The sequence below is a fragment of the Candidatus Krumholzibacteriia bacterium genome (genome assembly GCA_029865265.1).
In the GTDB taxonomy this organism is placed as follows: domain Bacteria; phylum Krumholzibacteriota; class Krumholzibacteriia; order WVZY01; family JAKEHA01; genus JAKEHA01.
In genome coordinates this window covers 34,440-49,433 of sequence record JAOUHG010000023.1, presented here as the reverse complement: position 1 = coordinate 49,433, position 14,994 = coordinate 34,440, and the positions used below count along the sequence as shown (strand labels likewise).

Sequence of the window (14,994 nt, the reverse complement as noted above, 5' to 3'; positions counted from 1 at the left end):
TCGCCTCCTCGCACGCGTCGAGCGAGTTGTCCACCGCCTCTTTCACCGCCGTGAGGATGGCGCGCGTGGGGCTGTCGAAGCCCAGCATGTGGCGGTTCTTGGCGAAGAACTCGCTCACCGAGATCTCGCGCTGCTTCTGCCCGATGGTTTCCGCGGAGGAGTACGTGCCGGCGGACTTGCGCGCGCGCGGAGCGGGTGCGTCGGCAACCGGCTCGGGGGATGATTTCTTCTTCGCGCGGGCGGAATCGGCGGCGGTGTCCAGCGCAGCACCCGCGGAGCGGCTGCCGGGTGCGCGCATCACGTCCTCGCCGAACAGCGGCAGTGTCTCCGGCTCCTCCACCACGGGCCGCCGGCCTGCCTTCTTTGCCCGGGCGCTGGCCGCGGGCTTGCGCGCCGCGCGTTTCGGCGCGGCCTTCGCCCGGGCCGGCTTCTTCCTTCTTGCTGCCACCATCCGCCCTCCGAAGTTGGCGTGTTGACGCCCGAAAAGGTCATTCGGGGCGGATGGTAGGCCGGGATGTGAAGAATCGACAAGGAAAAAGGCGCCCGGGCGGGCGCCGGCCATCACTCGCGATAGAAGTGATAGCCCAGGGAGAAGCTCACACCGGACTCCGAGAAGGACGGCTGGTAGGCGTCGTCCGCGTCGGACTGCAGGCGTACCGCCGTGCCCAGCGTGAGGCGCCGGCCGATGTCGGCGTTGGCGCGCACGAGGAAGTTGCGCGTGGAGTACGGGGCGCCGTCGGAGAAGCCCACCCACAGCTCGACCGGCTGCACCGGGCGCAGACCGAGGCCGTAGGTGTACTGGCCGCCGCCCGAGTAGAGGGGCACACCCTCCCACACGCTGGCGCTGAAGTACACGGTGCGCAGCGAGCCGAGACGGATGTGGGCGCTCGGGGCGATCGACGAGTCGTCGAAGCGGTAGTTCTGGGAGAGCGTGTCGACGACGCTGGGAGCGAGCGACGATCCGGCGTAGCTCGCCGTCTCATGCACCCATCCCGCGCGGATGCCGATGTGACCCGTCTCAGAAACCTGACCATCGAGCTCGCCGCCGTAGTCGCGGTACTCGTCCTTGAAACGGAAGTCGGCATCGAAGGTCTGGGTGATGGGGGTGCCGGTGCAACTGTCGTAGCCCAGCGATATCACGCGCTGGGCGTGGACCGACTGCCCGGCCGTGCCCGCGCCGGCGCCGAAGCGCAGCGAGGTGGTGCGGGGTGCGTCGTCGCCGTCCGGTGCCGCCACCGGAACCGGTTCGCCGGATTCATCCGGCAGCTTGACCCCCACGCCCATGGGCGCGAGGAGCAGGCTGCAGGCAACGATTGAGCGGGACCGGCTACCCACCCGATGCCCGTTCAACCGGCCAGATCGCGGTACACCCGCAGGTAGGACTCCTTCTCCCGGTCCCAGCGGTAGCGATCGTAGAGCTGCGTCGCCCGGGCCACTTGCGCGGCAAGCCCGTCCGGGTGGGCGGCGGCCCACCGCAAGCGCTCGGCGAGGTCGTCGGCGTTGCCGGGCTCGAAGTACAACAGGGTGTCATCCGGCGCGTACGCCGCCACCGACCCCAGGCGCGACGCCACCACCGGGCGCTGCATGGCCATGTACTCGTACATCTTGTTGGTGTGCACCAGCACCGAGTAGGGACTCTCCTTCACCGCCACCACGCACACGTGGGCCATCACGATCTCCTCGATCATGGTTTCGAAGGGGACGAAGCCCAGGTGCTTCACGTGGTCCGTCAAACCCAGCGTTTCCGCCAGCGCGAGCACGCCGTCGCGAAAGTCTCCCGAGCCCATGAAGCGAAACTCGATGCCGGGCACATCCGGGAGCACCAGCCCCACCGCCTTCACGATGGTGTCGTAGCCATAGCGCTCCTCGATGGCGCCGTGCGTCACCACCCGGAACACACCCCGCGCGCGCTCCTCCGCCTTGAGCGCGCGGGCGCGGTCGATGATGGGCTGGTAGCGCTCGATGCGGAAGGTGCGGTCGTCGGGCACGTTCACCACCACCGTGAATTTGGAGGGGTCGGCGCCGCGGCGCACGTAGTTGTCGCGCATCTGATCGGTCACGGTGAGCGCGCGGTCCGCAAAACGGATGGCCCCCTGCTCCACCGCGGTCAGCAGGCGGATGAAGGCGCCGGTGAACCAGCGGCCGGGATACATGGTGCGGAAAAGCTCCGGGATGGGCTCGTGCAGGTGCAGCACCACGCGGGCGCCGGTCATTTTCGGGTAGAGTGCGGTGTAGACCAGATAGTCGGGCATGGTGTTCACCTGCACCGCCACGAAACGGCGGCGCCGGTGCAGACGCGCCAGTTTGAGCGACGCCAGCACGAAGAACGCGTTGTATTCCCAGAGGTAGCGCAGGATGCTGCCGCGCTGGTGGCCCACCGGCAGCCGGTACACCCGCACACCCTCGACCTCCTCGCACCCGGCCTCGCCGCGCCCACGCAGACAGATCACGTGCACGGCGAAGCCCGCGTCGCGCAGCGCCTCCGCCTCGCGTTTCACGTTCAGTTCTTCGGGATAGTACGAGTGCCGCACGATGGCCACGGCACCGCGCCCGGCGGGGGCGCTCACGAGCCGCCCCCGTTCTTCGCCAGGCGCGCGTAGATCTTCTGCAGTTCCGATACGCCGCGCTGCAGCGAGTATGCCTCCATGCGCGCGCGCGACTCCACCCGCCGCGGCCCGGCCAGCGCGGCGGCCAGCGCGGTGGCGATGTGGGCGGGGTCGGCGTCGATGATGGCGCACCCGGGCAGACCCTCCAGCACCACACGCGCGTCGCCCACGTCGGTGCACAGCACCGGCACGTTGCAGGCGAGCGCCTCGCGGATGGTCACCGGCGAGGCCTCAAAAGACGACGTCATCAGCATGAGTTCCGAGGCGTTGATGTAGAACGGCACCGTGTCGTGCGGCACGTTGTCCAGCGTCAGCAGCTCGACGTCGCGCATGCTCGGGGACGATTCGCGCAGCAGGTCCACCGCCCGCTTCGCCAGTGGGTAGCGCTTCTCCACCCGCGACGGTGAAGACGGGAACAGGACGTAGCGCTTCCCCTCCGCAAGGCCGAGACGCTGCTTCGCCGGCTGCGTGTCCATGGGGACGAACACATCCATGTCCACGCCGGCCGGCAGCCACACCGCGTCCGCCCGCCCCACCTGCGCGCGCAGGTGCTCGGCGACCACGATGATGGCATCCACGCGGCTGGCCACGTGGCGCTTGAGCCGCCGGGAATAGGCGAAGCGCCGGATGGGATGCTCGCGCAGCGCGTCGCGGGTATTGCCGGATATTTCGCCCTCGTGGAACGTCCATACCACCGGCACCGCGTGTTGCATGGTGGCGATGAGCCCGCAGAAGGAGTGGTGCACGTGCACGATGTCGTAGCGGCGCGCGCGCATGCGCTTGAAGAAACCCCACGGCATGCCAAAGTAGTTGGCCTTGCTCGCGCGCCCGTTGATGAAATACACATCCACCTCCACGCCCGCCTTGCGCAGCGCCTGCACCTCGTCGTGCACGAAGGGCCCGTAGAACGGCGCCTCCGGCGTGGGATACATGTTGGTGAAGACCAGGACGCGCACGGCCGGCACCTACTTGCGCGGGCCCGGATTGAGCTGGCCGGGGTTGGAGCGGAGCAGCCAGTTGATGAGGGTGCCGTAGCGGATGTAGAAGGCGTCGAGTGCCGCACGGGCCAGCCGTGCCTGCACCGCGTCCGCGGGGGCGCCGGCCGGCATCACCGTGAGGCGGTGCGACTTCGCCAGTTCCAGGAACATGGTGCGCGCGGCCTCGAGATGGAGCGTGTCCCCCTCCTCCGGCTTGCGGCGCAGCGCTTCGGCGGGCTCCACGTCCAGCAGCACCGCCACCGGCGGCCGCGGAACCAGCACGCGCATCAGGTTGAGCGCAAAGGGCGGGCGCGCGGCGTCGGTCCCGGTGTACATGGCAAAATCGACCAGTGCGTCGTAGACGTAGCGGTCACAGATGACCACCTTTCCGGTCAGCATGAGAAAGCGCACCTTGATGACGTAGGTGAGCTTGAGGTCGACGGCGTACACCATGCTGAACACCCAGCGCACGAACGGATTGCGCAGCCGCCGGCGCCGCTCGAGGAATTTCTCGGACTCGGTGCGCGGCGCCTGCTCCGGTGCGGCCTGCGCGGCGTCTTCCCCCGCCTGCAGCACGCCCTTGCCGGCGCGCAGCGCCACCCCCACGCCGGGCGACGATGCCCCGCGCGCCCACACACAGCGCACGCGCACGTCGCACGTCTCGAACACCTGGCGCAGCCGTTCCACCTGCAACGACTTGCCCGACCCGTCGACGCCGCTCACCGACACCAGCAACGCCGGCTGGCTGCGAATGTGGAGTTTCCAGCGCACCGCCCACAGCAGCGTGTCGTAGACGTCGAGCAGCTTGCGGCCCGAGCCACGCCGCGTGTCGCGCATGACCTTGCGGTAGTATGCCACCTTGGCCGGCTGGAAGGGGATGATGGCCGGCACGCCGTCCGCGAGGTAACGCACGCCGGGCAGGAGGCGCGCGCGCACGGCGGCGTAGCGCGCGGGCGCGCGGTCGAGCTCGGCGTGCTGGTCGCCGGAGAGAAAGCCCTCGCCGAAGAGCTGCTTCCACGCTTCGTCAAAGATGTAAAGCGCCCCCCAGAACCCCTCTTCCCAGCCCCGGCGCCGCGCATGGTTGGCCGGTTCGGCGAGCGCGCAGTCCATGCCGCGCAGCGCGTGCGCGGTGAGCAGCAGGTTGCCGAGCGAGAGCGCCTTGTCCTCGTAGAACCAGTGCGCCAGCGTCACCAGCAGCGCCTCCGAGGGTCCGGGGATCACGATGCCCTCGTCGTCGGTGACACAGCGCGCGTGCGCCCACACCACCGCATTGTCCAGGAAGGGAACGCCCCACCCCACCACCTCGTGCAGGTGAAACGCAAAGCTGGTGCCGTCGCCCGGGAAACGGCGGAACAGGTACTTGTGCGGCTCCTCCACGTTGAGCAGTTCCACGTAGCCCAGCTGCTGCAGGCACTCGCGCGCGGTGGCCGCCTGCCCGGCGGGCACCAGCACGTCCAGATTGCTCGACATGTAGTGGAAGGCGGGCGGCGCGCCGGTGGACTTGAAGATCATCGTCTCCACGCGCGCCTCGGAGAAGCGCAGGCGCACGCGCTCGAACTCGTCGCGCTCATGACGGTGGCGCTCCACGTCGCGGCGCACGAACTCCGCGAGCGCGGTGTGGTCGATGGCCGGGCCGTAGCGGCTGGCGATGGGAAGGAAGGACACCTTCTGCTTTTCGAGCAGCGTGCCGATGGCGTGCAGCGTCAGCGAGTCGTAGCGCGAGAGATCCTCGCGGTGAAACGGGCTCGCGATGCGCGCCGCGGCCCTGAGCAGCTCCATCCCCTCCGCGCTGCCGATGACTCTGGCGTCCAGCGCGGTCACGGCCGGTCCCCCGTCCTGCCCATGAGTTCGCCCAGCAACTGTTCCGCCACGCGGCGCCACGCAAACGGCTCCATGCTGCGCACCGCCGGCGCGGGTCCGCGTTGCAACGCAACCGCGTGGGCGAAAAGTTCGTCGTCGGTGTCGAAGTAACGCACGTCGTCCCCCGGGGCGATGAAGTCACGCAATCCGCCGAAGGGGCGCGCCAGCACCGGGATGCCGCTGGCCAGCGCCTCCAGCACGGAGAGCGGAATCTCCACGCAGCCCTCGCTGTCCACGGTGGGAAACACGTAGGCGTCGGCCATGCGGTAGAACTCGTGCACGGGGACAAATTTCCGGATTACGCGCACCCCCGCCGATTCGAGTTCGTCGCGCAGGCGCGCGTCCTCGGGCGTGCTGGTGCTCCCCACCACGACAACCATTGCGCCCGGCAGCCCGGCAATCTTTGCCAGCACACCCAGGTTGCGTTTGGGGCTCAGGTGCCCCACATGCAGGTACACGAACGCCTCCTCCGCAATGCCGTGTTCACGCCGCAGGCGCTGCTTCTCGCCGTCCGCGCCCGGCCGGAACGTAGCCAGATCCACGCCAACCGGGAGGATGCTTCCCGCCAGCCCGAGATCACACAGGTGCAGCAGCGACACATACGAAGGCACGAAGATGCGGTGTGGCGCCGCTCCCTGCAGCAGCGGCCGCAGTGCGCGCCCGTGACGGCGCGGGATCAGCCCCACCATGCCCACGCGCGCGCGCGGCGCGTGGCGGCGCAGCGCGAAGGCGCGCAGAAAGCTGGCCACGGTGTCGGAGGGCGAGGGGACGTAGACGACCGCGTCGGGTCTGGCGGCGGTCATTTCGCGGCGCAGCGCCACGTTCACGAAGGTGCGCGAGCCGGGAAGGTTGTGGATGGAATCCGCGCCCGTCCCGTTTTTTGCCGCGGCAAGTCCGCCGCGGTCCACGTTCACCACGCGCACATCATGATCCGGCGCCAGCGCCCGTCCGATGGACACGGTAAACTTCTTGATACCCTCGTCCCACGGTTCGACGAGGTCTTCTGAAACGATGAAGATACTGCGTTGCATTCTTGCCTGGTACTACAGACCCCGGAAGCGCGCCACGAAGTCCCAGATGGTGAGCGCGTCGATGTCGCCGGTCACCGAAAGCGCGCTCTTCGCGCCGCGCGGCCAGGTGCCGAAGCGGACCAGCGGGCGCGTGGACTCGTCGATCACGCGGCGGCTGGCGGCGATGGCATTGTAGTCGGTCCTGTCCAGCAGCCCCAGGTGCACGGCGTAGCCATCGGAGCGCTCGCCCACCTCGACGATGTAGCCGAGGTCGGTCAATATGGCAATGGCATCGCGGTGGGACGCCGGCGCCACGCCCACGCACGGCCGGTAGCGTGAGTCCACCGTGAGCCCGGGCGCGTCGATGGGCGTCTCCATGCCGTTGCGGCACAGCATCAGCGTGGTGCCGGGACACGCGTCCACTGTGACGCGGAAGGCGTCGCGCTCGCGCACGAACTGGGCGCGGTTGCGCGCCTTGGCCTCCCACCACTGCGCGATCTCGTCCAGGGTGGCGATCCACACCGCGGGTTTGCGCCCGCGCGCGTCGGCAAGGAGCCCGCGCAGCGCGCCGGCGAAGAAGTCGATGCGCTCCGGGTGCAGTTGCAGGGTGAACAGCTCGCCGCGCGCGTAGGTCTCGGCGAAGATGCGCCGCCACATGCTGCCCAGGTAGTCGGCGTCGTGGATGTACATGCGGTCCAGCGGAATCTCGTCGTCGGGCAGGCACACCGGTATCTCGATGAAGCCGTCGCGCCGAAACGGCAGCGCGCGGAAACCCGCGGCGGGAATGGGCCCGTAGAAGGCGATGCCGCGCGCGAGCCCTTCCTTTTCCTTCTCGCCCAGCGCCGACTCGTCGATCACGTTCCACCACAGCGTCTGGTTGGAGCTGTAGCGGAACTGGAACTCGCCCACCACGCGCATGGTGTCTTCGTTCCAGTGCAGGTAGGGCGCGCGGAATCCGGTGAAGGGCACCGAGCAGGAGCGAAACAACTCCACCGCCCGGCTCATGTGCTCGCGCTGGCCGGCCAGGTCGAGCGCGGAGAGGTCGATGTGCGACCACGCGTGCACGGCGAGCTCGGCGCCGCGGTCCAGCAGGCGGTGCGCGAAGTCCGGGTTGCGGCTCATGGGCAGCGCGGTGATGGGAAAGGTGGGCCGGATGGCGTACTCGTCCAGAATGTCCATGAAACGCTCGAAACGCCCGCCCATGCGCCCCGGCGTGGGCCCAAAACGGGTGGCGATCTGCGCGCTGCGCTTTACCAGATTGGACGCACCCCGATGCCCGAATACGAATTTAAGCACGTTCATCGCGACGAAACCGCCCCCGTCGTTGCCCCCCGGTACGCGGGGGAAAGGAGTTCTTCGAATAGCCGCTCGCGCGCGTCGCGCATGGCGTCAATGCGGAAGCGTTCCTCGACGATCTCCCGCCCGCGCGCGCCGAAGCGGATGCGCAGGGTGGCGTCCCCCGCCAGCCGCTCGATGGCGCGCGCCAGCGCAGCCTCGTCACCGGGAGGAACCACGATGGCGCTGTCCTCCGGTTCCACCATTTCGCGCACGCTGCCGACGTCGGTGGTGACCACCGCGAGACCGGTCGCCATGGCTTCCAGGACGACGTTCGGAAACGCCTCGGTCCGCGATGACAGCACGACGAGATCCGCGGCGCGCAATACAGTTTCCACGTCGTCGCGCACACCGAGGAAGTGCGTCCGCTCATGCACACCCAGCTCGCGCGCCAGCGCCTCGAGCCGCTCGCGCTCGGGACCCTTGCCCACCAGCACCAGGTGCGCCGCCGGCTCGCGGCGCAACCGCGGCGCCGCGGAGCTCAGCAGCAGATCCAGACGCTTCAGTTCCTTGAGCGACGCCACCGCCATCATCACGAACGCGCCGGCGGGAATCCCCAGCGCCGCGCGGACGTCTTCGCGCTCGCCGGTGAGCGCGGGGCGATACCGGGTGGCATCGACGCCGTTGTAGATCACGCGGATCTTCCCGCCCGGCAGTCCTTCCTCCTCGACCAGGTAGCGCTTGTGCGCCTCCGCCACCGCCACCAGCGCGTCGAAGCGGCGCACCAGCGGCAGCAGGTACTGCGGCACCTGCCGGCCGTCCCGCCTGTTTCCGGTGGCGTGGTAGGAGACAACCACCCGCTCGACCAACCCCCGCATGCGGGCCAGGTATGCAAACAGCACCGTGTTGGGATGGGTGAACGTGTAAATCAACTCCGAGCGCTCCAGGCGCAACACCTCCTCCAGACTCCGAAACGCGAGCGCGTCAAAACGGTGCCGCAGCAGGTGCTCGTAGAACGGAATCCCCATCGCCTCGATCTCGGGCTTGAAGTGCCCGCCCTCCTTGAGGCAGCACACCGCGTACTGGAACCGGGACCGGTCCGAGCGGGCCAGGAACTCGACCAGCTTCTTCTCGAGCCCACCCATGTGGAACTCGTTGTTCAGGATCAGAATCCGATGCGGCTCCGACGTCACGGTCGTTGGGTCTCACGGTCTGGAGGGGACAACGTCTGGCTGGAACACCTCAAGTTTTCTATTCTAGCACGCCCACACATCTGCTATAAACACAAAACCTTAGGCGATTTCTCATCGCCCGGGGGGTTGCCCGATGTTCTCACTGCGTTCACCCATCTTCCTGATCATCGCCACGGCGGCCTACGCGCTCACCCCGTACGCCCCGCCGGTCCTGGCCACGTGGGTGGGCATCCCCGTGGTCATGGGCTACTGCATCGTGCTTCCCGGGGTGCTGCTCAACCGCACCGCGCGCCTTCGCGGCGGCGATCCGCTGGACGCGGCGGCGCTGGCCGGCGCCACCGGCCTGGCCTTCCTGCTGGCCATGGCCTTCCTGTGGGCGGTGAGCGGGGTTTCCATCGACGCATTCCGCATGGCGCTGCCGGTGGTGATCCTGACGGTGGCCGCCCGGTCGCCGCGGCGCGACCCCACCCGCACCAACCCCGTCCACCCCTCCATTCGCATGCGCGACAAGCGGCTGCTGGTGGTGCTGGCGCTGCTCATCGTGCAGCCGGTGATCGGCGTGCTGCTCACCGGGCCGTCCACGGAAATCAAGAGCGACACCATCGACCACGCCGGATACGTGGCGGAGATCGCGCGCACCGGAGACCCGTTCCCCACCACCGCGTTCTATCTCAACCCGGGCCGGGACGGCGAGGACCTGCGCAAGGCGCTGCTCCACACCATCTACGGCTTCACCGCGCGCCACACCGGCGCCTCGCCGCTCGACGTGCTGGGCGCGTACGGCGGGTTCCTCCTTTTGATGATGACACTCGCGGTGTACTCCGCGTCGCGCTCCCTGCTGGGACGCCACCGCCTGGCCGCGGCCATCGCGGTGGTCCTGTTTCTGGTGGGGACGGACTGGGGTGTTTCCAGTTCCATGATCCGGGCGGCGTTCTACCCCAACCGGTTCGGCACCGCCTTCCTGCTGCTGTTCATCGCCTCGGCCATGGAGTACATGCACCGCGGCCCGCGATCGGCGGTGCGCTGGTGCGCGGTGTACGCGTTTGCGGCCACGGCGGTGCACGTGCAATACGGCGTGCTGGTGGCCTTCGCAGCCGCCATCATCGTGCTGTGGCGGACGTGTTCCCCGTGCACGAGCCTCGGCGAGCATCTGCAACGTTCGTTCCGTGTCAGCGCCTGGGCGGCGCTGGGTGCCGCACCCTTCATGCTCTACCGCTGGCTGACCGCGTACCAGACCAACCCGCTGCACGAGCAGGTGCAGAGTGCGATGTACCTCACGGACAAGTGGTTCGTCTCGGACCCGTTCCGGCTGCTGCACTTTCTGGGCCCGCTGGGGTTTGCGGCCATCGTATGCATCGTGCCGCTGTGGCGCCTGCGCAAGAGCGTGCCCGGCGTGGGCTACGCCATCGCCGCACTGCTCACCTTTCTGATCACGCAACTGGTGCCGTTCGTGGCCACACCGCTCTACGGTGCCATCCGCTACCTGGCCTTCCGCCTCGACCCGCTGGTGCCGTTCTACATCCTGCCCGCGTTCCTGCTGGCGCGCCGGCCCCACGCCCCGGTGGCACGGGTGGTGGTGGCCATCGCGCTGGTGGCGGCGGTGGTGCCCATCTTCGGGCACACCGCGTTCTCATCGAAGACGCTGGAAGCCGAACGGCGGCGCAGCCCCGACCGCTGGGCGCGCGGGCTCTACCAGCTCGCGACCGCGCTGCCACCGGGTTCGGTGGTGGCCAGCGACCCGGTGACGTCGTACATGATGAGCGCCTTCACGCCCTACTACGTGGTGTGCACGCTGGACCAGCACGCGCCCCCCAACGACACGCGCGTGGAGGAGCGCGTAAACGCGGCGCGCGACATCGTGAGCCCGTACACCAGCGCGCGCGACAAGGATCTGCTCATCCGCGAGAACCTCGTCTCGCACGTGGTGATCAACAAGGCGCTGCCGCCGGATCTGATTCTCAACTACTGGACCCTGGAACCCGCCGCGGCGCTGAAGTCGCTGGAGATGTTTCACTCGCTGCGCTACGAGTTCGACGCGCGGGCGCTCGACGACGGGCTGACGGTGTTCCGCTGGCGCCACGACGAGCGCCTGAGCACGCTGCCGCGCCCCGTGCCGCGGCCGGTGGTGGCGAAACTCCCCGCCACGGCCGACTCCCTGGGGGTACGGGCGGGCGAGGCGGTGCTGGCGGGCGCCCTCCTGCGCGGCGAGGGCATCCTGTCCGCGGGCGGCGAACTGGTGCTGGACCTGTTCTGGCAGCGCGCCGGCCTGAGCCCGCCGGGGACGTACGTGGTGACGATTCGCTTCGACAAGAAGGACCTGACACTCCCCTTCGGCGGCCGGCCCTTCCCCAAGGTGACGCGCAAGCTCCTGGAGAAGGTGCGCGGCGAGCGCTACCGCTTCCGCGCGGATCACATGATCCAGGGCGGACTGTTCGCGCCCGACGTGTGGGACGAGGGTGAGATCGTGGAGGACGACGTGCGCGTGCAGATTCCCACCGACATCGCGCCGGGACGCTACCGGGTGGAGGCGACCATGCGCCTGGTCGCAAACCAGCCCAACTATTACCTGCGCGACTATCTCTACGACGACGACAGCCTCAGCGGCGTGCCCATCGGCGAGGTCACGATTCAGAAGTGGTAGGAGGCGCGCGGGCGGGTTACAATGCGTGCATGAGCACGCAGCCATCCCGCGAACTGGAAGTCTTCGACAATCCGCAGCCCGACCGGGACTACCTGATCTCGTTCGAGTGCCCGGAGTTCACCTGCCTGTGCCCGCGCACCGGGCAGCCCGACTTTGCCACCATCCGCATCCGCTACGTGCCCGACCGCCACTGCGTGGAGCTCAAGTCGCTCAAACTCTACCTGTGGTCATACCGCAACGAGGGCGCCTTCCACGAGGCCGTCACCAACCGCATCCTGGACGACATCGCCGCCGCCGTGAAGCCGCGCTTCATCGAAGTGGTGGGAGACTTCCTGGTTCGCGGCGGCATCCACACCGTCGTCACCGTGCGCCGCGGCGACTCCCCCGCGGCGTGATGAGCCGTTAGTCGGCGTCCGTCGAAACGACCAGCCCGCTGGCGATGCGCGGCAGTTGCGCCTCGTCGACGCGGCAGATGCGCCAGTCGGGGAGGACGTCGGCGCCGAGGCGTTGGTAGAATTCGATTGCCGATGTGTTCCAGTCGAGCACGATCCACTCGAAACGCGCGCACTTGTGTTTGACCGCGATGCCGGCCAGGTAGGCCATGAGTGCCTTGCCGATGCCCTTGCCGCGAAACGCGGGGTCGACGAACAGATCGTCGAGCCACAGCGCGCGTCTGCCCATCATGCTGGTGAAGGAGAAGAAGTAGATGGCGTAGGCGATGGGTTTGCCATCCACGAATGCGAGGTGCGCGTGGGCCACCGCATCCTCGCCGAAGAGTGCGTCGCGGAGCGAGGCCTCGGTGGCGGAGGCGGTCAGCTTTTCGAACTCAGCCATCGCGCGGATGAACGTCAACAGCAACGGAACATCGGCGGGCGTTCCGGCGCGCACCTCGACTGCAAGGTTGTCCACGTTCAGTATCATCGGTGCCGTCTCCCCTACTTCTTCTCGGGGACCATCGGCACGAAGCGTACCACCGTGATCACGCGCCGGGATACCTTGCCGTTCTTTTTTTCCACCATCAGCAGTTCCTGGTAGCTCGTCCCCACCGGGATCACCATGCGCCCGCCTTCGGCCAGCTGGTCCACCAGCGCCTGCGGAATCTCCGGCGGTGCGGCGGTGACGACGATGGCGTCGAAGGGCGCGTGCTCCGGCCAGCCCTGGTAGCCGTCGCCGACGCGCACGTGCACGTTGTCGTAGCCCAGTTGCGCCAGCCGCTCGGCGGCGGCGAGGCCCAGCTCCTCCACGATCTCGATGGAGTACACGTCCTTCACCAGCAGCGAGAGTACCGCCGCCTGGTATCCCGAGCCGGTGCCGATTTCGAGCACGCGGTCACCCGGTTTCGGTTCGATGGACTCGGTCATGAGCGCCACGATGTACGGCTGCGAGATGGTCTGCCCGAAGCCGATGGCCAGCGGGTAGTCCTCGTACGCGTCCTCCTGCGCGGTCTCGGGGACAAAGCGGTGACGCTCCACCGCGCGCAGCGCTTCCAGCACGCGCGCATCGGTGATGCCGCGCCGCTCCATCTGCTTCTCAACCATCTGCTTGCGCTTCATGGTCATCTCCTCGTCCGTGGGCGGGGCCGCGGCCGCCACCATCAGGGCACATGCCACCGCCAGCACGGCCGGGCCAGCCGGCCGCCGGATGTTTACGCAACAACGGAACACCATGGGATACTCCCGGTAACAGTGCGGCCGGCCGGGGAACATTGCGCGCCGCCGGTCCGCCCTCTATTATAGTGCAATGATACCGCACACCCGCACCCGCACCAACCCGGCATCCCGGGGCCGACGCCAACTCGGCCTGCTGCTGTGCCTTGCACTCTGCCTGGCGTGCGAGGGCAACGACCCCGTCCAGCCAAACGATCGCTTGTGCACTGTCGACACCGGGCTGGGCGCGAAGATCGTGGGGCGTTCGAGCCCCGTCGCGTTCTGCCTGGATGACGGCGACGTCTCGGTGGTGCTCACCACCTCCAACCGCTACGACGTGTCCGGGCAGATGAGCACCGCCGCCGGTGTGTTCCAGATCCGCATGGTGTTTGCGCTGCGCGCGGACTTCCCGGTGTCGCTGACCCCGGTGTCGACCGTGGGCGAGGCCACCGCCGACCCCGACAACGTGTGGCTCTACTACGAAGAGGCGCCCGACGGCGGCGACCCCATCGAGTCGCTGGCGGTGACGGCGGGGACGTTCCGGCTGACGTTCAGCGACGAGAACGTGCTCACCGGCACCATGAAGGGGATCTCCTTCAACATGGGCGACGTGTCCAACAGCGATCCCGCGGGCACGCGCACCATCTCCGAGGGGTTCTTCTCGCTTTCCGTCAAGAGTCCCGCGGTGGCACTTGATCGCGCGGCGCGTTCGCGATAGATTCTGCGCATGGTCTTCGTGTTTGCCTCCATCTTTAGCGGCATGTCCGCCACCACGCGCGAGCTCTTGACCGCGGGCGGCATCGTGGCGCTCTCGCTCATCGTCGGCTTCATCGCGGATCGCGTGCTGCTGGGAAGCCTGCGCAAGCTCGCCACCACCACCGAGGGCAAACTGGACGACGTCATCGTCAACTCGGTCAAGGGCGTGGCGGTGTGGGCGTTCCTGCTTGTCGGCATCTACATGGCGCTGCCATCCGTGCCACTCCCGGACAACATCGACAACCAGCTCACCACCGGCATGCGCATCGCGGTCATGCTGCTGTCCGTGTTCGTGGTGGCGCGCCTGGCCAGCGGACTCGCGGTTCACTACGCCTACAAGGTGGTGCCATCGTCGGCCAGCCTGGCGAATATCGTGGTCAACGTCATCATCTTCGGCATCGGTCTTCTGGTCATCTTCCAGACCATGGGCATCCAGATTGCACCCCTCATTACCGCCATGGGTGTGGGTGGTCTGGCGGTGGCGCTGGCGTTGCAGCCCACGCTGGCAAACTTTTTCGCCGGCCTGCAGCTGCTGGCGCTGAAGGAGATCAACACCGGGGATTTCATTCAGCTCGACAGCGGCCAGGAGGGCTTCGTCCACGACATCGGCTGGCGCTCCACCACCCTGCGCATGGTGCGCAACAACCTGGTGGTGGTTCCCAACACCAAGATGACCGACGCCATCATTATCAACTACGCCCTCCCCAGCGAGCCATTCGGGGTGGTGCTGGGTATCGGGGTCTCCTACGCGAGCGACCTGGAGAAGGTGCAGCGGGTGTCCATCGAGGTGGCGAAGGAAGTGATTGAGCGTGTGGAGGGGACGGTAAAGGAATTTGAGCCGGCCGTGCGCTTCAACGCATTCGGCGACTCGAGCATCAATTTCAACCTCGTCATCCAGTGCACCAACTTCCCCGCGCAGTACCTTGCCACGCACGAGCTGGTGAAGGCCATCCACAAGCGCTTCAACCAGGAGGGAATCGAAATTCCCTTCCCCATCCGCACCGTGTACATGAAGAACGCCGGCGAGTGA

The 14,994-nt window shown here is 67.8% G+C and carries 14 protein-coding genes; 4 read left to right on the top strand and 10 right to left on the bottom strand.

All coding sequences use genetic code 11. From position 1 onward, the window contains the following. The 8 genes from OEX18_10840 to OEX18_10805 all read right to left on the bottom strand — a co-directional run. Nucleotides 1-451, bottom strand: a 451-nt coding sequence (locus tag OEX18_10840) for a hypothetical protein (protein ID MDH4337755.1), incomplete at its 3' end; no start/stop codon positions are given. Between the two features lie 110 nt (nucleotides 452-561). Beyond that, nucleotides 562-1,335, bottom strand: a complete 774-nt coding sequence (locus tag OEX18_10835; protein ID MDH4337754.1) for a hypothetical protein — start codon at nucleotides 1,333-1,335, stop codon at nucleotides 562-564. A gap of 11 nt (nucleotides 1,336-1,346) precedes the next feature. Further along, entirely contained in the window at nucleotides 1,347-2,567 is a 1,221-nt protein-coding gene (locus OEX18_10830; GenBank protein ID MDH4337753.1) for a glycosyltransferase family 4 protein, read from the bottom strand. Continuing rightward, on the bottom strand, nucleotides 2,564-3,562 hold the full coding sequence (locus OEX18_10825; GenBank protein MDH4337752.1) for a glycosyltransferase family 4 protein: 999 nt from the start codon (nucleotides 3,560-3,562) through the stop codon (nucleotides 2,564-2,566). The genes OEX18_10830 and OEX18_10825 overlap by 4 nt, the downstream gene beginning before the upstream one ends. A 9-nt stretch (nucleotides 3,563-3,571) precedes the next feature. Then, nucleotides 3,572-5,404, bottom strand: a complete 1,833-nt coding sequence (locus tag OEX18_10820; protein MDH4337751.1) for a hypothetical protein — start codon at nucleotides 5,402-5,404, stop codon at nucleotides 3,572-3,574. Beyond that, nucleotides 5,401-6,474, bottom strand: coding sequence for a glycosyltransferase family 4 protein (locus OEX18_10815; GenBank protein ID MDH4337750.1), 1,074 nt, complete (start codon nucleotides 6,472-6,474; stop codon nucleotides 5,401-5,403). The genes OEX18_10820 and OEX18_10815 overlap by 4 nt, the downstream gene beginning before the upstream one ends. A gap of 12 nt (nucleotides 6,475-6,486) precedes the next feature. After that, nucleotides 6,487-7,755: a polysaccharide deacetylase family protein gene (locus OEX18_10810; GenBank protein MDH4337749.1), complete on the bottom strand. Its 1,269-nt coding sequence runs from the start codon at nucleotides 7,753-7,755 to the stop codon at nucleotides 6,487-6,489. Then, entirely contained in the window at nucleotides 7,752-8,921 is a 1,170-nt protein-coding gene (locus tag OEX18_10805) for a glycosyltransferase (GenBank protein ID MDH4337748.1), read from the bottom strand. The genes OEX18_10810 and OEX18_10805 overlap by 4 nt, the downstream gene beginning before the upstream one ends. A 133-nt stretch (nucleotides 8,922-9,054) precedes the next feature. On the opposite strand from OEX18_10805, the gene OEX18_10800 reads away from it, so the two are divergent. Next, the gene (locus OEX18_10800) at nucleotides 9,055-11,562 is read left to right on the top strand and encodes a hypothetical protein (GenBank protein MDH4337747.1); all 2,508 of its coding nucleotides are present in this window, start codon (nucleotides 9,055-9,057) and stop codon (nucleotides 11,560-11,562) included. 29 nt (nucleotides 11,563-11,591) lie between these two features. Further along, on the top strand, nucleotides 11,592-11,957 hold the full coding sequence (gene queF / locus OEX18_10795; protein ID MDH4337746.1) for a preQ(1) synthase: 366 nt from the start codon (nucleotides 11,592-11,594) through the stop codon (nucleotides 11,955-11,957). A gap of 7 nt (nucleotides 11,958-11,964) precedes the next feature. Here the strand turns inward: queF and OEX18_10790 are convergent, their stop codons facing one another. Next, nucleotides 11,965-12,483 carry a GNAT family N-acetyltransferase gene (locus OEX18_10790; GenBank protein ID MDH4337745.1) on the bottom strand — a complete coding sequence of 173 codons (519 nt, stop codon included), beginning with the start codon at nucleotides 12,481-12,483 and terminating at the stop codon, nucleotides 11,965-11,967. Between the two features lie 14 nt (nucleotides 12,484-12,497). Further along, complete coding sequence (locus OEX18_10785) at nucleotides 12,498-13,157, bottom strand: protein-L-isoaspartate(D-aspartate) O-methyltransferase (protein MDH4337744.1); 660 nt, start codon at nucleotides 13,155-13,157, stop codon at nucleotides 12,498-12,500. A 145-nt stretch (nucleotides 13,158-13,302) separates the two neighbouring features. Between OEX18_10785 and OEX18_10780 the strand changes: the two genes are divergently transcribed. After that, nucleotides 13,303-13,926, top strand: a complete 624-nt coding sequence (locus tag OEX18_10780) for a hypothetical protein (GenBank protein ID MDH4337743.1) — start codon at nucleotides 13,303-13,305, stop codon at nucleotides 13,924-13,926. Nucleotides 13,927-13,935: 9 nt separating this feature from the next. Beyond that, nucleotides 13,936-14,994 carry a mechanosensitive ion channel family protein gene (locus OEX18_10775; protein MDH4337742.1) on the top strand — a complete coding sequence of 353 codons (1,059 nt, stop codon included), beginning with the start codon at nucleotides 13,936-13,938 and terminating at the stop codon, nucleotides 14,992-14,994.